We start from the raw sequence: 21881 nt of genomic DNA on the forward strand, positions 1-21881 counted from the left end.
CGCGCTGTGGCTCAGGCGTTCTTACTGGCGGGCTCGGTGGACAGCTGGAACTGGCCGATCATCCGCAGCGCCTCCAGCATGCGCTGGTTGAAGTTGGTGAAGCTGCTGATCTGTGCCGGATCGCTCTGACCGCGAGCGGCCAGCACTGCCGGGGTCAGCGCCTGTTGCTGGGACTCCGGCAGCAGGGTATCTGCCTGCTTCTGTACCTGATCCAGCTTGGGCAGATAGTCGGCAAACGGCTTGAGCAGATCCTGCAGGGAGCTGGCCCCCTGATAGGTCTGGCTCAACTTGACGCTCTGCTTGAGTTTGAGGGAATAGGAGGCCAGCTGACTGTCGTCCAGCTTCAGTTCATTCGCCTTATCCAGCAGATCCTCGAAGTTGCCGGAGAAGAAGTTCCCCGCCAGCTCGTCGATCCCCTTGACCAGCTTGCCGATGGACTCCATCTCGTCGCTGTTGAGATCCCCCTCCAGTGAGAAGCTGAAGCTCTGACTCGATTTGAGGCTGAACTGACTGCCGCTCTCATCCTTCTGGGACTTGGTCTGCCAGCTGTCGTTGAAGCGCAGCACCACCTTGTCGCCATCCTTGGTCTGGATTTCCAGATAGCCCTGCTGGCGGCTGGCCATCTCGGCCTGCCCCATGTCGGTCGGGGAGACCTTGCCGAAGAACTCCTTCTCGAACTCCTCGAGCCCTTTCTGGATCAGCTTGTAGCTCTGATCGATACCGGTTTTGATATCGTCGTTGTCAGTCGCCCACTTGCCGAGCTGCTTCTTCGCCTCCTCAAAGCCCTTGTCGACCCCCTTGCGGGCCTGCTCCATCATCCCGGTCAGGTCGTCGTCGGATTTGCCATCGGCCCGCGCGGCACCAAGCCGCCCGGTCACAAACTGCAGCACGTTGTCCGCCACCGACTGGAAGTCGAACAGGGTCTCCGGGGTGATCTCCTCGGGCTCTTTCATCTTCGGCGCCTGATAGCCCTGGCCGTTGATCTCCAGCGAGAACTGCAACGCCTGCTGGATCAGCACCTGCGCCCACTTGGGCGGCTTGTGCAAGGAGACCTCCTCCTCGCTCTTGACCTGTTTCTGCTCCGCCGGTTGGGGCGATTTGGGAGAAACACCCACTCCCTTGGGTTGGGCTGCGCCCACGCCTTCGATCTGCATAATGTGTCCTCCCACCATGCCTGTAGATCAGCTATCGGCCTGACTGAACACTTCTTGACCACAAAATACTGGACAATCTGCGGCTGGCTTTTAAAATCGGGCCCCTTTGGGTGGCCTGTTGCCTTCCCCCGATTTCGACCCGGCCCGGCCGGTGTGCATGTGAGGTATTTATGACCCAGTCCCAACAGCCTTCCGCGAACGCTCCGGCGCCTAGAACCGCGGCCGACTATCAGGCCCAACTCGACGAAAAGCGCGCTCGCCTCACCGAGCTGTTTGCCGGCTTCACCCTCCCGGCGCTGGAAGTGCACAGCTCGCCGGCGGAGTACTACCGGATGCGCGCCGAATTTCGCATCTGGCACGAAGGGGATGACCTCTTCCACTGCATGTATGCCCCGGCGACCAAAGAGATCATCAAGATAGACCACTTCCCCACCGCCAGCCGCCTCATCAACCAGTTGATGCCGCTGCTGCTGGAGGGGCTGCGCCCACACCCGGTGCTGCGCCGCAAGCTGTTCCAGATCGACTACCTCTCCACCCAGTCCGGCCAGATCATTGTCAGCCTGCTCTATCACCGCAAGCTGGAGGCCGAATGGCAACAAGCCGCCGAAGTGCTGCAGGCCGATCTGCGCGCCAAGGGGTTCGAGCTGCAATTGATTGGCCGCGCCCACAAGCAGAAGATCTGTCTGGGGGATGACTTCGTCATCGAACAGCTCAACGTGGCGGGTCGCCAGCTCATCTACAAGCAGGTGGAGAACAGCTTCACCCAGCCCAACGCCGCCATCAACGAGCAAATGCTGGCCTGGGCGCTGGATGTGACCAAGGGGAGCGAAGGGGACCTGCTGGAGCTCTATTGCGGCAACGGCAACTTCTCCATCGCGCTGGCGCAGAACTTCCGCAAGGTGCTGGCCACCGAGATCGCCAAGCCAAGCGTCGACTCCGCCCAGTTCAACATCGCCGCCAACGGCGTCGACAACCTGATCATCCTGCGCATGTCGGCCGAAGAGTTCACCATGGCGATGCGTGGCGAGCGGGAGTTCAACCGCCTCAAGGGGGTCGATCTCAAGAGCTACCAGTGCAACACCATCTTCGTCGACCCGCCCCGCGCCGGTCTCGACGATGCGACCGTCAAGCTGGTACAGGAGTACGACAACATCCTCTACATCTCCTGCAACCCCGAAACCCTGCAGGCCAACATGACCGTGCTGGGCGAAACCCACGAGATCGCCCGTTTCGCCCTGTTCGACCAGTTCCCCTGGACCCATCACATGGAAGCCGGGGTCTATCTGCGTCGCAAGGCCGATTGATTAAGGCAGACAGGAAAACAACAACAGGGCCGGATGGCCCTGTTTTGTTATTGGCTCAACATTGACCTTACTCCAGTCGGAAGTGGCCCACGATCTCCCGCAGCCGGTCGTAGGTTTGCTGCATCGCGGCGGAACTGGCAACCGTCGCTTCGCCATTGTGGGTCAGCTGGCGGATCACTTCGGCAATGGCACTCATGTTGCGATTGATCTCTTCAGCCACCGCACTCTGCTGCTCCGCTGCCGTGGCGATATGGCTGATGAGATCATTGATCTCCACCACTTCCCCCGCCATCAGATCCAGCGACTCGTTGACTTTAGTGGTGTTCTCGGCAGCCCCCTGACAGCTCTGCTTGGTGTTGCCCATGGCCTCCACCACAGTCCGGGTGCCCCGCTGCAGGCTGGCCAGCATGGTCTGGATCTCTGCAGTGCTCTTCTGGGTACGGGCCGCAAGCGAGCGTACCTCATCCGCCACCACCGCAAAGCCACGACCCTGTTCCCCGGCGCGAGCCGCCTCGATGGCGGCGTTGAGCGCCAGCAGGTTGGTCTGTTCGGCAATGCTGCCGATCACCCCCAATACAGAGCCAATCTGCTGCACATCCTGCTGCATCGCCTCGATGGAACGGGCGGTCTCCTCCACCTCGTCCACCAGCGCCATCACGCTGGCCATCGCCTGATCCACTACCTGGCGGGACTGGCTCGCCAGCTGCTGGCTCTGGCCGGTAAGCTGGGCGGTGCAGGCCGCACTCTCGGAGACGGAGACCGCGGTGCGGCTCATCTCGTTGATGGCGGTCACCACCTGCTCGGTCTCGCGCACGTGGTCCGCCAATAGGGACTGGGCGGCGCCGGTCTGGCTGGCCAGCCCCTCGATGCCGCTGTTGAGCTGGCCGCTCGCCTGTTGCACCTCCCCCATCATCTCCTGCAAGCGTTCGATAAAACGGTTGATCCCGGCCGAGATCTGGCCCAGGTCATCCTTGCTGGTCACCGCCAACCGGCGGGTGAGATCGCCGCTGCCGCGAGAGAGCTCCAGCACCAGATCCCGTAACGAAACAATGGGTCGATAAGCCACGTTGAGCGCCAGCATTGCCAGCACCATCACCACTATCGCCACACCAAACAGCGCCATGATGATCTGGCCGTTGAGTGACCGGGTCATGGCACGGATATAGTCAAGATCGATGTAGCCGGTCAGGGTCCAGCTGTTACCGCGAATATCCAGCTGGTTGGGGCGCGCTTCGCTCTCCCCTTGCGGCTTGCTGTCATATAGGCTGTTGCCCTGACTGTCGGCCAACGAGAAGTAGCGCCCCTCGCCACTCATCTTCGCCAGCAGGCTCTTGAACTCGCTCATGTCGAGATAGTAGAGATAGGCGGAATCGGCGCCGCGCGGCACCAGAATGGTGATAACCGGCTTGCCATCCACCTGTTGCAGCGGGCTGACGGTAATCTGGTTGTTGGCTGCGGGGATCAGCTTGCGCAGGGCATCGACCCTGGCGCTGTCGTTGATGACGCCGCTCACGTCGAATGCCATGTCGCCGATCACTTTGACGATGTTGTGAAAGCCAGTCTCTTGCAGGGTCTTCTTGACGTTGGTCACCCCGAAGTTGAGGTTGGCGGCCAGCAGGATTTTCTGATTGATGTCGCTGGCCAGCTTCTCTTTGACCAGAGTGATCTGTTCGTTGATGTTGTGGGTGGCTTGAGTGCGAATGTAGCCACTGATGAAGTGGTTGACGCTGAGCCCGGCGGTGCCGATGGTGACCAGAATGGCCAGTAGCAGCAAGAGGTAAATCTTGACCTTGAATGGCATGGGTTCCCTCCAGAAGAGAGGGCTGGCAACGTCAACCCTCTCTGCCAATCGTTATTTCTTCTTGGCGTACTTCATGGAATCCAATGCCACCGCCAGAATGATGATGCCGCCCTTGATGATGAACTGCCAGTAAGGGCTGACCCCGATATAGGTCAAACCATAGTTGATCAGAGTGAAAATGAGTACGCCGGTGATCACACCCGCAACCGTTCCCACCCCGCCAGCAAACGACACGCCGCCCACCACGCACGCTGCGATAGCATCCAGCTCGTACATGAAGCCCAGGTTGTTTGTGGCACTGCCGATCCGGCCCGCTTCCAGCATGCCGCCGAAGGCGTAGAAGACCCCAGCCAGCGCATAGATCATCACCAAATTGACGGCTACGTTGACACCGGAGACCTTGGCCGCCTCGGGGTTGCCACCGATGGCGAAGATGTTTTTGCCAAAGCGGGTCTTGTTCCACAGCACCCAGACAAAGACGCTGGCGATGGCCGCGTAGAAGGTGAGATAGGAGAGCTTGAATCCTCCTATCCGGATAAACCCCTGGGCGAAGCTGGAGAAGCGGGGATCAAACCCGGCCACCGGCGAGGCCCCTACCGAGTCAAAGTAGAGGGAGTTGATACCGTAGACGATGATCATGGTGCCCAGGGTGGTAATGAACGGGGTAACGTTCAGGTAGGCCACGATGAGACCGTTGACCAGACCAATCAGGGCACCCACCACACACACCAGCAGGATCACCGCAGGAATGGGCACCTCCCCCAGCGTCGGGAACACCTTGTTGACGTTGGTCAGCGCCTGCAACATGGTGGCTGCTATGAGTGCCGCCAGACCGACCTGACGACCTGCCGAGAGATCCGTCCCCTGGGTGATGATGATGCCCGCCACCCCCAGCGCGATGATGACCCGCACCGAGGACTGGGTCAGGATGTTGCTGAAGTTGGTGAGGCTCAGGAAGGAGGGCTCCTGGATCACGATGACCATGAGCAGCACCAGCAGCACCAGATAGATGGCGTTTTCCTTGAGCGCCTGCATCAGATTGAAATTTTTAGCCGACTCCATAAATGTCTTCCTGTCTCTAGAGGTACAGAGATGCCAGGCGCAGTATCTCGCTCTGGTCAGTTTCTTTGGTATTGACGATCCCGGCGACCCGGCCGTTGCTCATCACCATGATGCGGTCGGTGATCCCCAGCAATTCCGGCATCTCTGACGAGATGATGATGATCCCCTTGTCCTTCTTCGCCAGCTCCAGGATGAGCTGGTAGATCTCGAACTTGGCCCCGACGTCGATGCCGCGGGTGGGCTCGTCGAGCATCAGGATCTCCGGCTGGGTCAGCAGCCAGCGACCGATGATCACCTTCTGCTGGTTGCCCCCGGAGAGGGAACCGATCTGGGTCTGCTGGGTCGGCGTCTTGACCCGCATGGAGTCGATCACCCACTGGGTATCGCTCTTCATCTTGTTGTCGCTGAGCAGCCCCATGGAGCCCTTGTAGCTGTCCATGTTGGCGATCAGGGAGTTGAAGGCGATATCGAGTCGGGAGTAGATACCGGTGGAGCGGCGCTCTTCCGTCACCAGCGCAAAGCCGTTGCGGATCGCTTCGTGGGCGTTGTGGTTGGCCACCTCTTTGCCGTGCAGCTTGATGCTGCCCTGGCTGCGATCGCGAATACCGAACAGGGTCTCGACGATATCGGTGCGCTTGGCCCCGACCAGTCCGGCGATGCCGAGGATCTCCCCCTTGTGCAGGTTGAAAGTGATGTCCTGAATGGAGGGCTGGTTCTTCGCCGTCAGGTGTTCGATCTCGAGGATCACCTCTTTCGGCTGGTTGGTCTTTTCCGGGAAACGCTGGGTCAGTTCACGGCCGACCATCATGCCGATGATCTGATCCATGGTCATGCCCTTGAGCGGCTGGGTTGCCACCCACTGGCCATCCCGCAATATGGTGATCTCGTCACAGAGCTGGAAGATCTCCTCCATCTTGTGAGAGATGTAGACGATGCCGCACCCCTTATCCTTCAACTTGTTGATGATCTTGAAGAGGTGGTTCACCTCTTTCTCGGTCAGGGAGGAGGTGGGTTCGTCCATGATGACGATCTTGGCATCGTAGGAGAACGCCTTGGCGATCTCGATCATCTGCATCTGGGAGACCGACAGGGTCGCGACCTTCACCTTGGGATCGATGTCGATATCCAGCTCATCAAAGATGCGCTTGGTGTCGTCATACATCTTGCCGTGGTCGATAAACCACCCCTTGGTGGGGTAGCGGCCGAGCCACATGTTGTCCATCACGGTACGCTGCAACACCAGGTTGAGCTCCTGATGCACCATGGAGACGCCATTTTCCAGCGCCTCTTTCGAGGAGGTGAAGTTGATCTCCTGCCCCTTGAAGAAGATCTTGCCCTGATCCTTCTCGTAAATGCCGAACAGGCACTTGAGCAGTGTGGATTTTCCCGCTCCGTTCTCGCCCATCAACGCATGCACAGAATGAGGACGGACCCGTAAATTGACATTATCGAGTGCCTTGACGCCGGGAAAGCTCTTACTGACGTCAATCATCTCCAACAGCCATTCTGATTGTTGCTGTGTTGTCATATCAGCCATCACATCTGGTTGAAAAAAGGGCAAGGGGATCTCCCTTGCCCTGGAGGAGGGAATTACTCGAATTGGGACAGGTTGTCTTTATCCACACCGACGTAGGCAACACGTACTACCTTGTCGACGATATTCCACTTGGTGCCTTCACCGGCCGGTTTGCCTTCAGCCAGGTTCTTGGTCAGCTCGAAGGTAGCTTTGGCCTGGTTGGCCGCATCGTTCAGCACGGTACCCGCCATGGCACCACTCTTGACCATGGCCAGCGCTTCCGGCAGCGCATCGACGCCGAACACCGGAATGGCGGTCTTGCCCTGGGCTTTCAGTGATTCGACTGCACCCATTGCCATACCGTCGTTGTTGGCGATGACCACTTCGATCTTGTTGGCGTTGGGGCCGGAGATCCAGGCGTCCATCTTGTCTTTCGCCATGGCGGTATCCCACATACCGGTATCCATGTGCAGCTGCTCAGTCTTGACGCCACCGTCGTTCAGGGTCTTGATCACGTAGGAGGTACGTGCTTCGGCATCTGGATGGCCCGGCTCCCCTTTCAGCAACACAAACTGGATCACGCCATCCTTGTTCAGATCCCACTCCGGATGGGCTTTCCAGTGTTTGGCAATCAGTTGACCCTGGATGATCCCTGACTCCTTGGAGTCGGTGCCCACGTAGTAGGCCTTGTCGTAGCTGGCCAGATCGGTAGCGCTCGGCTCCTTGTTGTAGAAGACAACCGGGATATCTTCACCACGGGCTTTCTCAATCACCACCGGCGCCGCCGCCGGGTCAACCAGGTTGATGGCCAGCGCCTTCACCCCTTTGGCCAGCAGCACATCGATCTGGTCGTTCTGCTTGGACTGGTCGTTCTGGGAGTCGTTCATCAGCAGCTCCACCCCCGGAGTGGCTGCAGCCTCCTTTTCGATGGCCTTGCGCACGACCGCCATGAAGTTGTCGTCATATTTGTAAACGGTCACCCCGATACGGGTATCAGCCTGGGCATTGGCTCCAGCCATCATGCCCATCAGCAGGGCGGCAACTGTGGTCAGTTTTTTCATTATGTGTGCTCCGATGTGTCTATCTGTGTTGTAGGGTGGCGAGCAATTGAGCAAGCGCCAATCAATGTAATCAGTTTGTTGTCATTTCTTCTGTGATCATGACGACAAAATGAAAACGATTACACTCTGTTACATTGAAACTTTGTTTTTATTTTTCAAATGCATATGAATAAAAATCAGTTTTGAGACTCAATCATTTCCACAGCATTGAGGCTAGTCGTTACTGGCCTGTTGTCAAAATGGCTCAACGAAGGGTGCAGCCCCAACGGTAACGATGCTCGAGCAGTTGATACTCGGGACGCACGCTCTGGCTCCAGGAGTCATCTCCGCCCACTCCCATGTGAGCACCATCGAGACAGACCCACAGCCCCTCCTCTGCCACCAGATCGCTCTGGTGACGAGCAGCGGCCAGCTGTTGCTGACTGAAGCGGCTGGCACTGAAATGGAAGCTGCCGCTCACCGTCGTGCTGCCCAACTGCAACTGGCGGGTATCGCAGCGCAAGCCGTTGTCGCTCGGGAAGATGTAAGGGGTATGCATCGCCTCCAGCGGCAAACTCCAGCGCCCCAGATCGGCGCCCAACAGGCGATCCGGATAGTTCTCATGAGGGCCACGCCCCAGCCATTCTGCTCGCGCCGGTACCTCGGCCAGATGGAGCAACAGACCGATCCGCGGTAGCGAAGGCAGCACCTGCGCCAGCTCGGTCTCTATCTCCAGGCTCATGGCGCCATCGTCGGTAAAGCGGTGATGCCAGTGACTCACCAGCAGCAGCTCATCGCGGTGGAAGTAGCCATGGCTGACACGGATATCCCCTCCGGCGACCGCGAGCCCCAGACAGCGGTGCTGCCACTGACCGAGACCACAGCCCTGCCAGCGGGCAATCCAGGAGTTGGGGTCGGCGTGATCCGCTTCGCTGGTGCCGATGTCGTTGTCGAGCGGCGCTCGGTAGAAGTGATCCATGATCGGCGCCAGCAGCTGCTCCTGCCCCAATTTTTGCCAACTGGTGATACGGCCGCTCTGCTTGTCGAGCCACCACTGGCTGTTGGCGGCAGTGATCCGCCAGCCATCCGGCTGTTCGCTCAGGGTGGCGGCAGCGGCAGGAGCAGGCAGGGCAAGGGGGGTCGGCAGGGTGAACTGCTGACGGGCGACCTTGTGATCCGCCTGCGACCAGAGGGTGGCCTGTGGCTGAACGATGGCCAGATCGAGCCAGGCCAGTGAGCCTGCCGCAAAGGTGGGCAACGCCTCGCTCAGGGTCAACTCGACCACCCCTTGCGGCACCAGCATGAGGGAAACCTCCCCTTGCTGCTGCACATGGCCGTTCTCGCACAGCTGCCAGCAAAGCCGCTCGTTATCGGTGGAGCGGAACAAGTATTCGCTCTCGATCCGCACCCGCAACGGGGTGTGCTCAAGCAGAGTGAAGCGGAACGGCTGCTGGGCACGCTTTGCCTCGCACAGGGCTGGATGGGGGGTGCGATCCGGGAACAGCAGGCCGTTGCAGCAGAACTGGCGATCGTTTTGCACATCACCGAAGTCGCCGCCGTAGCCCCAGTAGTGGCGACCATCGGCGGTGTATTTGTCGAGCCCCTGATCGACCCAATCCCAGACAAACCCGCCTTGCAGACGTGGATGATCGCGAAACGCCTGCCAATAGTGGGCGTAGCCCCCCAGACTGTTGCCCATGGCGTGGGCATATTCGCAGAGGATCAGCGGCCGGTGCTCGCCAGGCAGGCCGATCCACTTGGCCAGCGCCCATTTGGGCACCGCCGGGAAGGGTTGATCCTGATGGGTTCTGGCATACATGGGGCAGATGATGTCGGTGGCCGGGGTATCGGCCCCGCCCCCCTCGTACTGCACCGGACGGCTTGGATCGCTGCGCTTGATCCAGCCATACATGGTATCGTGGGCCGGGCCGTACCCCGACTCATTGCCCAGCGACCAGATGATGATGGAGGGGTGGTTGAAATCCCGTGCCACCATGCGGGTAGCCCGCTCCAGAAAGGCGTTGCTCCAGGCGGGATCCCGCGCCAGCCGCCCCATGGGGGTCATGCCGTGGGTCTCCAGATTCGCCTCGTCCACCACATAGAGACCGAGTCGATCGCAGAGGCGATAGAAGTCGGGGTGGTTGGGATAGTGGGAACAGCGCACCGCATTGAAGTTGTGCCGCTTCATCAGCAGCAGATCCCGCTCCATGGTGGCGCGATCGATGGCATAACCCTTGGCGGGATGGTGTTCATGACGGTTGGCACCACGAATAAGCAGCGGCTGACCGTTGACCCGCAGCAGGCCACCACGGATCTCCACTACCCGAAAGCCCACATCGCACGCCTCGCTCTCGATGGCCTTGCCCTGCTCGTCCAGCAGGGTCAGGGTCAGGCGATAGAGATGGGGCGTCTCGGCGCTCCACTTGCGCGGCGCAGCCACATCGAGCTCCAGCTCAGCGCGATCGTCATAAGCCCCTTTCTCATCAATGGCTTGGGAGCCTATCGGCTGGCGCAGGGTCGCGACGCGCTCGCCACCGTCATAGAGATTGGCCTCTAACGACAGACCGGCCCCATTGGCCGCTTGCAGGGCAATCTTGAGACGGCCATCCCGATAGCAGGCGTCCAGCTCGGGGGTCACCCGCATATCCATAAGATGGCGGGACGGTTTGTGCAGCAGGCTGACGGAGCGGAAGATCCCCGACAGCCACCACATATCCTGATCTTCCAGATAGGAGCCATCGGACCAGCGCAGCACCAGCACCGCCAGCCGGTTGCGACCGCTCTGCAGATATGGGGTCAGATCGAATTCGGCGGGCAGCCGGCTGTCCTGAGAGTAACCTACCCAGCGGCCGTTGCAGAAGAGGTGGAAGGCACTGCTAACCCCGTCGAAGATGATCCGGCTCTGGCCGCTTGCCAGCCAGTCGGAGGGCAGTTCGAACTCACGGGAGTAGCAACCGGTGGGGTTCTCTGCCGGCACCCGGGGTGGATCGCAGGGAAAGGGGTACTTGATATTGGTGTAGATGGGGCCATCGGTGAGCGGCCGCGCAGCTGGATAGGCGGCATCCAGCTGCCAGTTGCCCGGCACTGTAATGGGGCAAGCATCCACCAGATCCTGCGCCAGCCAGCTCTCGGGCACCAATTCGGGAGCGGCAAAGAAGGAGAAGCGCCACTCGCCATCGAGCAAGAGACGGGAGGAAGAGGCCAGATCCCCCCTGGCATCCGCTTCGCTGCGCCAGCTGAACATGGGGGTATGGGCAGCCAGCCGGTTTACCGATGTAATGGCCTGAGTCTGCCAATCCTGACGCGCCACTATCTCCCTGAGCATTCACTCTCTCCCTGCTGATTGGAAAACGTATTCAGTCTAGAGAAGTATGACGCAGGGAACGGCGATCTCGCTCACACAGATGTAAACGATTACACCAATTTTGTTAAGTAAAGCGGAGTAAAAATGATTAAAAATAGGTAAAACAATAACTGTGCAAGAAACGGCCCCGAACAGGGCCGCAAAAGGGGGCTATCCGGCCCGAACCGGTGCCACCGAGTGGCGATTGATCAGGGTGGGGGTATAGATCCGGCTCTGGGTCGCGTCACTCTCCCCCGCCGCCAGCTGAATGGCCAGCTTGGCCGCCTGGGCCGCCATCAGCTCGATGGGATAGCGCATGGTGGAGAGCTTGGGGCGCAAATATCTGGCATAGATGATGTCATCGAAGCCCACTACCGAGACCTCCTCCGGCACTCGCAGGCCGTTATCCGCCAGCACTGAGATGGCGCCCGCCGCCATGGCATCGTTATAGGCTACCACGGCGGTCACCTTGAGCCCCTTGGCCAGCAGGTTGAGCATGGCGCGCTCGCCCCCCTCCTCGTTCGGCGTGCCGCTCTCGATAAGCTCGGGATCGGCTGCCAGACCCGCTTCCATCAGTCCATCCTGATAACCCTGCAGGCGCAAGGTGGCATCCTCAATGGCGTGATCCGAGCTGATAAAGGCAATATGGCGGTGACCCAGTTCGATCAGGTGGCGAGTTGCCGTGGCCGCACCAAGCCGGTTGTTGAGGGCGATGCAGCGCCCCTTGAGGGCAGGAATATCGCGGTTGATCAACACCATGCCGGGCACCCGCATGGCGTAATCGCACAGTTCCTCGTCGCTCAGCGCCTTGCTGTGCACCACCAGCGCCTCGCAACGCTTGCCGATCAGCAGCTCGATCGCTTCACGCTCCTGACGCGCCTTGTGAAAACCGTTACCCATCAGCAGGTGAAGGTTCTGCTCGACGGCGATGCCGGAGACCCCCTTCACCAGTGCGCCGAAGAAGGGATCCGCCACGTCACCGACCACTACCCCCATGGTGTCGCAGGTCTGGCTGACCAGTGCCCGCGCGTTGGCGTTGGGGGTGTAGCCCAGTTCGGCCATGGCCTTCTGCACCACTTCGCGAGATGCGGCGCTGGCCTTGGGGGAGTTGTTCATCACCCGTGAAACCGTTGCCACCGATACATTGGCCAAACGGGCGACATCCTTGATGGTACTCATGCTGTTTTCACTTATTTCACTCTGCGACAGATGGACCATTATACCGACCAACCCCATTGAAAACAGGGGATAACGCACGATCTGCCAGAGAAGCGATCACAAAAATTGTGTAATCGTTTACACTGTTTTGCAAGCAAGTTCACAGTTTGCAAGCCAACCCCTCGGCTAGACTGCTTGCAGCGTCATTTTCAGTGGAGAGCAAGATGAAGGTTCTGGTCACCGGCGGCTGCGGATATATCGGCAGCCATACCTCTCTGGCCCTGCAAGCCGCAGGCATGACCCCAGTCGTGGTGGACAACCTCTGCAACAGCAAGCGCAGCGTGTTGACTCGAGTCGCCGCTATCAGCGGCCAGCAACCCGTGTTCTATCAAGGGGATATTCGCGATGCCGCCCTGCTGGACCGGATCTTCGCCGAGCAGCAGATCGACGCAGTAATCCACTTTGCCGCCCTCAAGGCGGTCGGCGAGTCGACCCGCATTCCACTGGATTACTACGAGAACAACCTCGGCGGCACCCTCACCCTGCTGCAGGCGATGAAACGGGCCGGGGTGCACAATCTGGTGTTCAGCTCCTCGGCGACCGTCTACGGCGATCCCGCCAGTCTGCCGATCCGTGAGGATTTCCCCCGCAGCGCTACCAACCCCTACGGTCGCTCCAAGCTGATCATCGAGGAGATCCTCGAGGATCTGCAGCTGGCCGAGCCGCACTGGAGCATGATCCTGCTGCGCTACTTCAACCCGGTCGGCGCCCACGAGTCGGGCACTATGGGGGAAGATCCACAAGGCATTCCCAACAATCTGATGCCCTATATCACTCAGGTCGCCATCGGCCGTCGCGACTGCCTGTCGGTCTTTGGAAACGATTACCCAACTGTTGATGGCACCGGCGTGCGCGACTACATCCACGTGATGGATCTCGCCGAGGGGCACGTCAAGGCACTGCAACACTGCGCCGGCAAGGGTGGCGTGCACACCTACAACCTGGGCACAGGCCAGGGCCAGAGCGTATTGCAGCTGGTCGCCGCCTTCTCCAATGCCTGCGGCAAGCCGCTGCCGTTTCGCATCGAACCGCGCCGCCCGGGCGACATCGCCGCCTGCTGGGCCGATCCGGCCAAGGCCGAGCGCGAGCTGGGCTGGCAGGCAACCCGGGACATAGACGCCATGTGCGCCGACAGCTGGCGCTGGCAATCCGCCAACCCGAACGGTTACGAGGAGTAGGCCTGCCTGCTCCCTGTTAATAGACGACCTTATTTTTCAATACCTTATTCAGGAGAGATGATGTTCAACCCCGTCGATCATCCCCATCGCCGCTTCAACCCGCTGACCGGCCAGTATGTGCTGGTCTCCCCCCACCGGGCCAAACGCCCCTGGCAGGGACAGGTAGAGAAGGTGAGTCAGGCCCCCAAACAGGCCCACGATCCCGACTGCTTCCTCTGCGCGGGCAACACCCGGGTCACTGGCGACATCAACCCCGACTACAAGGGCACCTTCGTCTTTACCAACGACTTCGCCGCTCTGATGCAAGATACCCCGGCCGCCGATAGTGCCAGCGATCCCCTGTTGAAGCTGGAAGCCGCCCGCGGCACCAGCCGGGTGATCTGCTTCTCGCCGGATCACGGCAAGACCCTGCCCGAGCTGCCGCTGCCCGCCATCGAAGGGGCGATCACCACTTGGATGGATCAGGTCGCCGAGCTGTCGGCCCAGTGGGAGTGGGTGCAGGTCTTTGAAAACAAAGGGGCCGTCATGGGCTGCTCCAACCCGCACCCCCACGGCCAGATCTGGGGCAGCGACTTCCTGCCCAACGAGATCGCCCGCGAAGAGCAGCACCAGCGTGACTGGCTGGCCGAGCATGGCCGTCCCATGCTGCTGGAGTATGTGGAGCGGGAGCTGGCGGATCGCTCGCGCATTGTGGTTGAGACCGAGCACTGGCTCGCCGTAGTTCCCTTCTGGGCCGCCTGGCCGTTCGAAACCCTGCTGCTGCCCAAGGCGCACGTCCCCTCCATGCTCAACCTGACCAAGGCCCAGCAACAGGATCTGGCGGTGGCGCTCAAGGAGCTCACCAGCCGCTACGACAACCTGTTCGAGTGCAGCTTCCCCTACTCCATGGGCTGGCACTTTGCGCCGCCCAAATCGGATTGCCCCGAGGCGTGGCAGCTGCATGCCCACTTCTATCCGCCCCTGCTGCGCTCCGCCACCGTACGCAAATTCATGGTCGGCTTCGAGATGCTGGCCGAAACCCAGCGCGACCTGACTCCGGAGCAGGCCGCCGAGCGGCTGCGCGCGCTGAGCCCCATTCACTACAACCAGACCAATCAAACCAATGAGGAGGCCCTATGACCCCGAGCCAACGCGTCAGCACCGTTTTTGCCGAGCAATTTGCCAAAGCGCCCGATCTGCTGGTGCGCGCCCCCGGCCGCGTCAACCTCATCGGTGAACATACCGACTACAACGACGGCTTCGTACTGCCCTGCGCCATCGACTACGAGACCTGCGTTGCCATCGGCCTGCGCGATGACCGGCAAGTACAGGTGATCGCCGCCGACTACGACAACCAGCGCGACCAGTTCGACCTCGACCAGCCCATCGAGCACCACCCCAGCCAGCGCTGGAGCGACTACATCCGCGGCGTGGTGAAATATCTGCAGGAGCGCGGTTATGCCCTGCGCGGCCTCGATCTGGTGGTTTCCGGCAACGTGCCGCAGGGGGCTGGGCTCTCCTCCTCCGCCTCGCTGGAAGTGGCCATCGGTCAGGCCTTCAAGGAGGCGCTGGGGCTCGATATCAACCAAGCGGAGATCGCCCTCAACGGTCAGCAGGCGGAGAACAAGTTCGTCGGCTGCAACTGCGGCATCATGGATCAGATGATATCCGCCAGCGGCAAAACCAATCACGCCCTGCTGCTCGACTGCCGCTCGCTGGAGACCCGCCTCATCCCCATGCCTACCGATCTGGCGGTGCTGATCGTCAACTCCAATGTGCGCCGCGGTCTGGTAGACAGCGAATACAACACCCGTCGCCAGCAGTGCGAAGCGGCCGCCCGCCACTACGGGGTCAAGGCGCTGCGCGATCTCGATCTGGCGGCTCTCGAAGCAGGCAAGGCAGGACTGGATGAGGTCTGCTACCGCCGAGCGCGCCACGTGGTAGGCGACAATACCCGCACCCTGGCCGCCGCCGATGCGCTGGCACAAGGGGATCTGGTTCGTCTCGGCGAGCTGATGGCCGATTCACACGCCGCCATGCGCGATGACTTCGAAATCACAGTGCCCGCCATCGACGGTCTGGTGGAGATCATCAAGGCCAGGATCGGCACCGAAGGCGGCGTACGGATGACTGGCGGCGGCTTCGGCGGCTGCGTGGTCGCCCTGCTGCGCCCCGAGAAGGTGGCCGAGGTGATCGCCGCGGTTGAAGCCGAGTATCCGACCCGCTTCGGCCTCAAGGCTGACTGCTACGTCTGCTCTGCCAGCGCCGGTGCAGGCAAGCTATGAGCAGAGCCATGACACCATTCGAACTGGAAAACGAGGAGGGGCTGCGCCTGCGCGGCCTCGACTTCGGCGCCACCCTCACATCCCTCACCCTGCCGGTGGCGGGCAAACGGCGCGAAGTGCTGCTGGGTTGTGCCGACAACGCCTATCCAGCCCAACAGGTGTGGCTGGGCGCGGTGGCGGGACGTTTTGCCAACCGCATCGGCGGCGCCGAGCTGCTACGCGATGGCCAGCGCTGGCCGCTGGATGCCAATCAGGCACCCAACTGCCTGCATGGCGGGCAGGCGGGCTTTCATCGCCAGCGGTGGCAAATCAAAGAGCTGGAAGCGGATCGGGTCAAGCTGGTGCTGCTCTCCCGGGCGGGGGATCAGGGCTTTCCCGGCAATCTGCGGGTAACCCTGGAGTACCGGCTGGAGCAGAGCGATCTGGTGGTGGATTTCATCGCCAGCACGGATGCCGCTACGCCGGTCAGCCTCACCAGCCACGCCTACTTCAATCTCGATGACAAACCCGACGGCGGCGATGTGCGTGACCACCTCATCAGCATCAATGCCGACCACTTCCTGCCGACCGACCCGAGCGGTTTGCCGATCGCCATCACCCCGGTGGAGGGGCCATTCGATCTGCGCCAAGAGCGCCTTGTCGGGCTGGATTGGCTGAGCCATCCCCAGCAGCAACAAGCCAAGGGATACGACCACGCCTTTGTGCTAAACGGCCCGCCGCAGGAGTGGGCTGCTCGCGTGGTATCGGGTGACAGACAGCTGGCAATGGAGGTCTACACCAACCAGCCCTCGCTGCAGCTCTATACCGGCAACTGGCTGGCCAATACCCCGAATCGCCAGGGTTTGGCGCACCGGGATCACGACGGCTTCTGTCTTGAGGCACAACAGCTGCCGGACAGCCCCAATCGCCCCGAGCTGGGCAACCCCTGGCTGCTGCCGGGCGAGCGCTATCACCATCAGACCCGCTACCGTTTTATCCGCGACTGACTTAAAGGTTTCACAATTTTTCCGTAGCAGCGCCAGCAACATTCGAGCAAGATAAGCCGCCCCGAGCTCCTTCCGGGACGTTTTTGCATCAACGTAGCAAGGATTCTGTTCGATGACTGACACTTATAGCCTGCTGGTCGCCTTTATTCTGGGCGTCGTCGAGGGGCTGACCGAGTTCCTCCCCGTCTCCTCCACCGGCCACATGATTATCGTCGGCCATCTGCTGGGCTTTGAAGGGCCCAAGGCCGCCACCTTCGAAGTGGTGATCCAGCTTGGCTCAATCCTCGCCGTGGTCGCCGTCTTCTGGCGCCGCCTGTTTGGCCTGATTGGCATCCACTTCGGCCAGAAGCAGTCCCGGGATCACGCCACCCTGTCGCTGGTGCATGTCATCCTCGGTATGCTGCCCGCCATCGTGGTCGGTCTGGCCATCCACAGCTGGATCAAGGCCAACCTGTTTGGCCCACAAACCGTAATGTACGCACTGGTCGCGGGGGGCATCCTGCTCATCATCGCCGAGAAGTTCCGCCCCGCCGTTACAGCCGAAACTCTGGATGACATCAGCTACAAACAGGCGTTCGGCATCGGTCTGTTCCAGTGTCTGGCGCTGTGGCCAGGCTTCTCACGCTCCGGCGCCACCATCAGTGGTGGCATGCTGATGGGGATCAGCCGTCACGCCGCCGCCGAGTTCTCTTTCATCATGGCAGTGCCCATGATGGTGGCGGCCAGCGGGCTTGATCTCTACAAGAGCCGCGATTTCCTCTCGATGGCCGACTTCCCGATGTTTGCAGTGGGCTTTATCACCGCCTTCGTGGTAGCGATGTTTGCGATCAAGACCTTCCTGACATTGATCCGCCGCATCGACTTTATCCCGTTCGCCATCTACCGCTTTATCGTGGCATTCGCCGTCTATCTGGTGTTTGTCGCCTGACAGGCAGCCTGCAATGAAATGACAAAAGGGACCAACTTGGTCCCTTTTTCTATGGCGTCAGAGTGCTTAGTAGAGGTGCTGGCTGATGCCGTTCAGCAGCCGCGACAGCCCCTTGGTGAACTGCACCGGCGCATCCTGCACCGTGTAGCAGAGACAACCGTCCGGCGTATGCGGGCTGTGGGAGTGGCTGGCATCGCGCCAGATGAAATCTCCCGCCTTGTAAAGGGTATCGCCATCCTGAATATTGCCAGCCAGCAGCAGGGTCAGCTCATAGCCCTGATGGGTGTGCTCGGGGATGCGACCGCCCGCTTCGATATGGAGCAGGCTGGCGCGAGCCCCCATCTCGTCCAGCGGCAGACTCTGCTGACGAATGGCCCCGATATGGCGCCACTTGGGCGAACGGTAGCGAGCCAACACCCGCGGCAAACGGTAGGCGTGACCGGCCACCTCCAGCTCGCCGGGCTGGGCTCGGGGCTGGTCATGTGTTGGCTCGGAGAGGGGCTCTGCCAGCGGCTGCGCCAGAATATCCGCCAGCATGGCGTCGAATCCGGCGTCCAGTCCCACGTCATCGCGGGAGTCCACCTCGGGCTCTGTTGGCGAGGCAAGATATTGCTGCGCCAGCTCCTCTTCGAATGTCTTCAGTCGGGCAGCACAATCGGGGCAGAGTTCACAGTGAGCGGAGAGCCCCACCGCCAGCGGCAGAGGGAGCTCGTCGGCGGCGAAGGCGCGCAGCATAGGGTCGGTCGGATGGGCTTTAATCATGGCCTTGCTCCACTTGCTCTTTCAATTTCTGTAACGCCAGTCTGAGGCGGGACTTGATGGTGCCGAGCGGCACGCCGAGTCGCTCCGCCAGCTCCTGCTGGGAGAACTCCTGCAGATAGATGCCACGCACCACCTGCTGTTGCGGCTCCGGCAGGGTGCCCAGATAGTGGGCCATCTGACGGGTCAGCACCGCATCCTCACCCCCGCTCAGATGCTCCTCTTCGGCCTGAAACTCCAGCACGGGCCACAGCTCCTCGGCGCAGAGATCCTCCTTGCTGGCGCGACGACGGCGCAGCATGTCGAAGCACTGGTTGCGCATCACGGTGTAAATCCAGGTGGTCGGCGCTCCCTTGTCAGGGTGGTAGAGGCGCGCCTTTTGCCACACCAGCAGCATGGTCTCCTGCACCAGCTCCATGGCGTTGGCTTCGCTGCCGAGGTGGCGCAGGCCATAGCTGCGAATGCGCGGCGCAAAGTGTTGGAACAGGCGGGCAAAAGCAGCCTTGTCGGCCTGCTCAGCCACCCTGATCAGCAGAGATTTGAGGTCGCCATCCGGGTTATCCATCACGGGCGAGGTCCTGCGTATGGTCGAGTGTGGTTGGCCAGTATATGCCATTGCGCCATCCCTTTGGTGTGCTGTCGAACATGCTGTGGTGATGACTGGTACGGCGCTGCGGCGCTGGCGGATCAGCGGGTCAGAAAAAATCAGTGGCTGGCCACCAGCACCCCCTTGAGCAGGGCGATGGCGGGCTGATTGTCGGCGGCAGCCAGCAGCAGTTGCTTCTGCTCGGGGGGGATCGGCAACACCTCCAGCCAGCGCTGGGCCACCCAGTTGCCATCGTCCCAGCAGGGGGCAGGATAGAGGGCGGCATAGTCGGGATAATCGGCAAACACCTCCCGCAGCGCATCAACCAGTGGCAGTTGATCGGGATGGAGCCGGCGGGGCGGCCAGGCCGTCAGCGGCGTCACCTCGCCGATACGCAGGCCATCCTGCTCCTGCCACAGATCCTCTATCTGCACCCGCTCCACCCCCTGCACCGTGATCCCCAGCATGCCGTCCGGCAGCCGGTCGAAATCGATGATGGTAACCCGGGTGGCGATGGGCAGCATGTTGCGCAGGGCGTCGGGCTGGCGAGGGTCCACCATGCAGAGGGCAAAGCCGGACTCCCCCGCCTCGGCGATCATCCGCTGGTATCTCGGTTCGAAGATCCGCAGCGGCATGACACCGCCTGGCAGCAGGTGAGCAGATAGGGGAAACAGCGCCAGTCGCATCGCAAACTCCTCGGTTGGGAACCTCTGTTGATACGCCGGGCCAGAGGGAGGAGATCATTCCCGTCAGCGGAAAGGAAAAACCCTTAACAATCAGGGGAAAATAGCCTGGACAAGCCGCTTCGATATGCAGTAGAAATGGATAAGCACCGTAATTTCCGCCCAATATTCTGGAATATGGCGCCAAACGCAGTGAAATATCCGCCCGACAGCGAGCGGCGGGTCATCCCTATAGTTTTCTTGGGCCGATGCGGGTAAAATTCACGCCCTTATATATCAGTCATTTTTCGACGCGCAACCTTGGTGGTCAGTTATGAAAGAGCATATTCATCATCTACTTGAACAAACGGTAGCCAATCTCAAGTCAGCAGGCGTCCTGCCGGCGGACCTGGAAGCCCGCGTGCAAGTAGACCGATGCAAGGAAAAAGCTCACGGCGACCTGGCTACCAACCTGGCCATGCTGCTGGCCAAACCGGCCCGCAAGAATCCCCGTGAGCTGGCAGCGGCCATCATCGAGCACCTGCCTGCCTCCGACCTGATCGCCAAGGTCGAGATCGCCGGTCCCGGCTTCATCAACTTCTTCTTCGACCAGCGCTGGCTGGCCGGTCAGGTCGAGGCCATGGTGACCTCTGCCAACGCCAACGTACGGTTGCCCGCGCCACAAACCGTGGTGGTGGACTACTCCGCCCCCAACGTGGCCAAAGAGATGGCGGTGCACCACATCCGCTCCACCGTACTCGGTGACGTAGCTGCACGCGCGCTGGAATTCCTCGGCCACAAAGTGATCCGTGCCAACCACATCGGCGACTGGGGCACCCAGTTCGGCATGCTGATCGCCTATCTGGAGAAGATGTCCAACGAACACGCCAGCGACATGGCGCTCAAGGATCTGGAAGCCTTCTACACCCAGGCCAAGCGTTGCTACGACGAAGACGAAGCCTTCGCCGAGCGCGCCCGTAACTACGTGGTCAAGCTGCAGGGCGGCGATGAGTACTGCCGTACCATGTGGAAGAAGCTGGTCGACATGACCATGGAACAGAACCAGATCAACTACGACCGCCTGAATGTCTCCCTGACCAACAAGGACATCATGGGCGAGTCCATGTACAACGACATGCTGCCGGAGATCGTTGCCGACCTGAAAGCCAAGGGGCTGGCGGTCGAGAGCGAAGGCGCCACCGTTGTCTTCCTGGACGAGTTCAAGAACAAGGATGGTGAGGCCATGGGCGTCATCATCCAGAAGAGCGATGGCGGTTTCCTCTACACCACCACCGACATCGCCTGTGCCAAATACCGTTATGAAACCCTGGGCGCCGACCGTGTCATGTACTTCATTGACTCCCGTCAGCACCAGCACCTGATGCAGGCCTGGACCATCACCCGCAAGGCGGGCTATGTGCCGGAATCCGTACCGCTTGAGCACCACGCCTTCGGCATGATGCTGGGCAAGGATGGTCGTCCCTACAAGACCCGCTCCGGTGGTACCGTCAAGCTGGTTGACCTGCTGAACGAAGCGGAAGAGCGCGCCGCAGCCTTGCTGGAGAGCCGCAACAGCGACCTCTCTGCCGAAGAGAAGGCCAATGTGGTCAATGCCATCGCCATGGGCGCGGTCAAGTATGCGGATCTCTCCAAGAACCGTACTACCGACTACATCTTCGACTGGGATCTGATGCTGTCGTTTGAAGGCAACACTGCCCCTTACCTGCAGTACGCCTACACCCGTATCCAGTCCATCTTCCGCAAGGCCAACATCGATGCCGAGACGCTGACCGGCAACGTGACCCTGAACGAAGAGGCCGAAGAGGTGCTGGCCCAGAAGCTGATCCAGTTCTCCGACGCGGTCAACTGCGTGGCAGACAAAGGCATGCCGCACCTGCTCTGTACCTACCTGTACGAGTTGTCCGGCAACTTCATGACCTTCTATGAAGCCTGCCCGATCAACAAGGATGGCGTGGACGAGGCAACCCGTCAGAGCCGTCTGCTGCTGTGCGCCGCCACCGCCAAGGTACTGAAACTGGGCCTCGGCGTACTGGGCATCCATACCCTGGAGCGCATGTAA

The 21881-nt window shown here is 60.7% G+C and carries 17 protein-coding genes; 7 read left to right on the plus strand and 10 right to left on the minus strand.

The window, feature by feature from the left end; translation table 11 throughout:
* Window positions 1-11: 11 nt before the first annotated feature.
* Window positions 12-1154, minus strand: a complete 1143-nt coding sequence (locus G5154_RS12865) for a DUF5610 domain-containing protein (RefSeq protein ID WP_421251029.1) — start codon at window positions 1152-1154, stop codon at window positions 12-14.
* 170 nt (window positions 1155-1324) lie between these two features.
* On the opposite strand from G5154_RS12865, the gene trmA reads away from it, so the two are divergent.
* Complete coding sequence (gene trmA, locus G5154_RS12870; RefSeq protein ID WP_421251028.1) at window positions 1325-2458, plus strand: tRNA (uridine(54)-C5)-methyltransferase TrmA; 1134 nt, start codon at window positions 1325-1327, stop codon at window positions 2456-2458.
* Between the two features lie 67 nt (window positions 2459-2525).
* On the opposite strand, the gene G5154_RS12875 is transcribed toward trmA, so the two are convergent.
* The 6 genes from G5154_RS12875 to G5154_RS12900 all read right to left on the minus strand — a co-directional run bounded on the left by G5154_RS12875 (window position 2526) and on the right by G5154_RS12900 (window position 12399).
* Window positions 2526-4259 carry a methyl-accepting chemotaxis protein gene (locus tag G5154_RS12875; RefSeq protein WP_421251027.1) on the minus strand — a complete coding sequence of 578 codons (1734 nt, stop codon included), beginning with the start codon at window positions 4257-4259 and terminating at the stop codon, window positions 2526-2528.
* 51 nt (window positions 4260-4310) lie between these two features.
* A complete protein-coding gene (gene mglC / locus G5154_RS12880) occupies window positions 4311-5321 on the minus strand; it encodes a galactose/methyl galactoside ABC transporter permease MglC (RefSeq protein ID WP_005342585.1) in 1011 nt (336 codons plus the stop codon).
* A gap of 16 nt (window positions 5322-5337) precedes the next feature.
* Window positions 5338-6858, minus strand: coding sequence for a galactose/methyl galactoside ABC transporter ATP-binding protein MglA (gene mglA / locus G5154_RS12885; protein ID WP_042081798.1), 1521 nt, complete (start codon window positions 6856-6858; stop codon window positions 5338-5340).
* A gap of 53 nt (window positions 6859-6911) precedes the next feature.
* Window positions 6912-7898 carry a galactose/glucose ABC transporter substrate-binding protein MglB gene (mglB, locus tag G5154_RS12890; RefSeq protein WP_139473043.1) on the minus strand — a complete coding sequence of 329 codons (987 nt, stop codon included), beginning with the start codon at window positions 7896-7898 and terminating at the stop codon, window positions 6912-6914.
* 244 nt (window positions 7899-8142) lie between these two features.
* The gene (locus G5154_RS12895; protein ID WP_421263941.1) at window positions 8143-11202 is read right to left on the minus strand and encodes a beta-galactosidase; all 3060 of its coding nucleotides are present in this window, start codon (window positions 11200-11202) and stop codon (window positions 8143-8145) included.
* A 189-nt stretch (window positions 11203-11391) separates the two neighbouring features.
* Window positions 11392-12399: a substrate-binding domain-containing protein gene (locus G5154_RS12900; protein ID WP_088868202.1), complete on the minus strand. Its 1008-nt coding sequence runs from the start codon at window positions 12397-12399 to the stop codon at window positions 11392-11394.
* Between the two features lie 203 nt (window positions 12400-12602).
* On the opposite strand from G5154_RS12900, the gene galE reads away from it, so the two are divergent.
* The 5 genes from galE (at window position 12603) to bacA (ending at window position 17794) form a co-directional block, all read left to right on the plus strand.
* Window positions 12603-13616, plus strand: a complete 1014-nt coding sequence (gene galE / locus G5154_RS12905) for a UDP-glucose 4-epimerase GalE (RefSeq protein ID WP_421251025.1) — start codon at window positions 12603-12605, stop codon at window positions 13614-13616.
* Window positions 13617-13676: 60 nt separating this feature from the next.
* A complete protein-coding gene (locus G5154_RS12910) occupies window positions 13677-14735 on the plus strand; it encodes a UDP-glucose--hexose-1-phosphate uridylyltransferase (protein ID WP_245097545.1) in 1059 nt (352 codons plus the stop codon).
* On the plus strand, window positions 14732-15880 hold the full coding sequence (gene galK, locus G5154_RS12915; RefSeq protein ID WP_421251024.1) for a galactokinase: 1149 nt from the start codon (window positions 14732-14734) through the stop codon (window positions 15878-15880). Before G5154_RS12910 ends, galK begins: the two co-directional genes overlap by 4 nt.
* A complete protein-coding gene (gene galM / locus G5154_RS12920) occupies window positions 15877-16866 on the plus strand; it encodes a galactose-1-epimerase (RefSeq protein ID WP_421251023.1) in 990 nt (329 codons plus the stop codon). Before galK ends, galM begins: the two co-directional genes overlap by 4 nt.
* 112 nt (window positions 16867-16978) lie before the next feature.
* The gene (gene bacA / locus G5154_RS12925; protein WP_421251022.1) at window positions 16979-17794 is read left to right on the plus strand and encodes an undecaprenyl-diphosphate phosphatase; all 816 of its coding nucleotides are present in this window, start codon (window positions 16979-16981) and stop codon (window positions 17792-17794) included.
* A gap of 66 nt (window positions 17795-17860) precedes the next feature.
* On the opposite strand, the gene G5154_RS12930 is transcribed toward bacA, so the two are convergent.
* From G5154_RS12930 to G5154_RS12940, 3 genes are all read right to left on the minus strand, one after another.
* Complete coding sequence (locus G5154_RS12930) at window positions 17861-18556, minus strand: ChrR family anti-sigma-E factor (RefSeq protein WP_040069719.1); 696 nt, start codon at window positions 18554-18556, stop codon at window positions 17861-17863.
* Window positions 18549-19118, minus strand: coding sequence for a sigma-70 family RNA polymerase sigma factor (locus G5154_RS12935; RefSeq protein WP_005342561.1), 570 nt, complete (start codon window positions 19116-19118; stop codon window positions 18549-18551). The genes G5154_RS12930 and G5154_RS12935 overlap by 8 nt, the downstream gene beginning before the upstream one ends.
* A 140-nt stretch (window positions 19119-19258) precedes the next feature.
* A complete protein-coding gene (locus tag G5154_RS12940; RefSeq protein ID WP_040069721.1) occupies window positions 19259-19825 on the minus strand; it encodes an LON peptidase substrate-binding domain-containing protein in 567 nt (188 codons plus the stop codon).
* 310 nt (window positions 19826-20135) lie between these two features.
* On the opposite strand from G5154_RS12940, the gene argS reads away from it, so the two are divergent.
* Window positions 20136-21881 carry an arginine--tRNA ligase gene (gene argS / locus G5154_RS12945; protein WP_421251021.1) on the plus strand — a complete coding sequence of 582 codons (1746 nt, stop codon included), beginning with the start codon at window positions 20136-20138 and terminating at the stop codon, window positions 21879-21881.

It is taken from the genome of Aeromonas sp. 600527 (assembly GCF_049175415.1).
In the GTDB taxonomy this organism is placed as follows: domain Bacteria; phylum Pseudomonadota; class Gammaproteobacteria; order Enterobacterales; family Aeromonadaceae; genus Aeromonas; species Aeromonas veronii_A.

Bases quoted from the DNA above. Each gene is read 5' to 3' on its own strand.
- G5154_RS12865 (WP_421251029.1), bottom strand. From the start codon at position 1,154: ATGCAGATCGAAGGCGTGGGCGCAGCCCAACCCAAGGGAGTGGGTGTT.
- trmA (WP_421251028.1), top strand. From the start codon at position 1,325: ATGACCCAGTCCCAACAGCCTTCCGCGAACGCTCCGGCGCCTAGAACC.
- G5154_RS12875 (WP_421251027.1), bottom strand. From the start codon at position 4,259: ATGCCATTCAAGGTCAAGATTTACCTCTTGCTGCTACTGGCCATTCTG.
- mglC (WP_005342585.1), bottom strand. From the start codon at position 5,321: ATGGAGTCGGCTAAAAATTTCAATCTGATGCAGGCGCTCAAGGAAAAC.
- mglA (WP_042081798.1), bottom strand. From the start codon at position 6,858: ATGGCTGATATGACAACACAGCAACAATCAGAATGGCTGTTGGAGATG.
- mglB (WP_139473043.1), bottom strand. From the start codon at position 7,898: ATGAAAAAACTGACCACAGTTGCCGCCCTGCTGATGGGCATGATGGCT.
- G5154_RS12895 (WP_421263941.1), bottom strand. From the start codon at position 11,202: ATGCTCAGGGAGATAGTGGCGCGTCAGGATTGGCAGACTCAGGCCATT.
- G5154_RS12900 (WP_088868202.1), bottom strand. From the start codon at position 12,399: ATGAGTACCATCAAGGATGTCGCCCGTTTGGCCAATGTATCGGTGGCA.
- galE (WP_421251025.1), top strand. From the start codon at position 12,603: ATGAAGGTTCTGGTCACCGGCGGCTGCGGATATATCGGCAGCCATACC.
- G5154_RS12910 (WP_245097545.1), top strand. From the start codon at position 13,677: ATGTTCAACCCCGTCGATCATCCCCATCGCCGCTTCAACCCGCTGACC.
- galK (WP_421251024.1), top strand. From the start codon at position 14,732: ATGACCCCGAGCCAACGCGTCAGCACCGTTTTTGCCGAGCAATTTGCC.
- galM (WP_421251023.1), top strand. From the start codon at position 15,877: ATGAGCAGAGCCATGACACCATTCGAACTGGAAAACGAGGAGGGGCTG.
- bacA (WP_421251022.1), top strand. From the start codon at position 16,979: ATGACTGACACTTATAGCCTGCTGGTCGCCTTTATTCTGGGCGTCGTC.
- G5154_RS12930 (WP_040069719.1), bottom strand. From the start codon at position 18,556: ATGATTAAAGCCCATCCGACCGACCCTATGCTGCGCGCCTTCGCCGCC.
- G5154_RS12935 (WP_005342561.1), bottom strand. From the start codon at position 19,118: ATGGATAACCCGGATGGCGACCTCAAATCTCTGCTGATCAGGGTGGCT.
- G5154_RS12940 (WP_040069721.1), bottom strand. From the start codon at position 19,825: ATGCGACTGGCGCTGTTTCCCCTATCTGCTCACCTGCTGCCAGGCGGT.
- argS (WP_421251021.1), top strand. From the start codon at position 20,136: ATGAAAGAGCATATTCATCATCTACTTGAACAAACGGTAGCCAATCTC.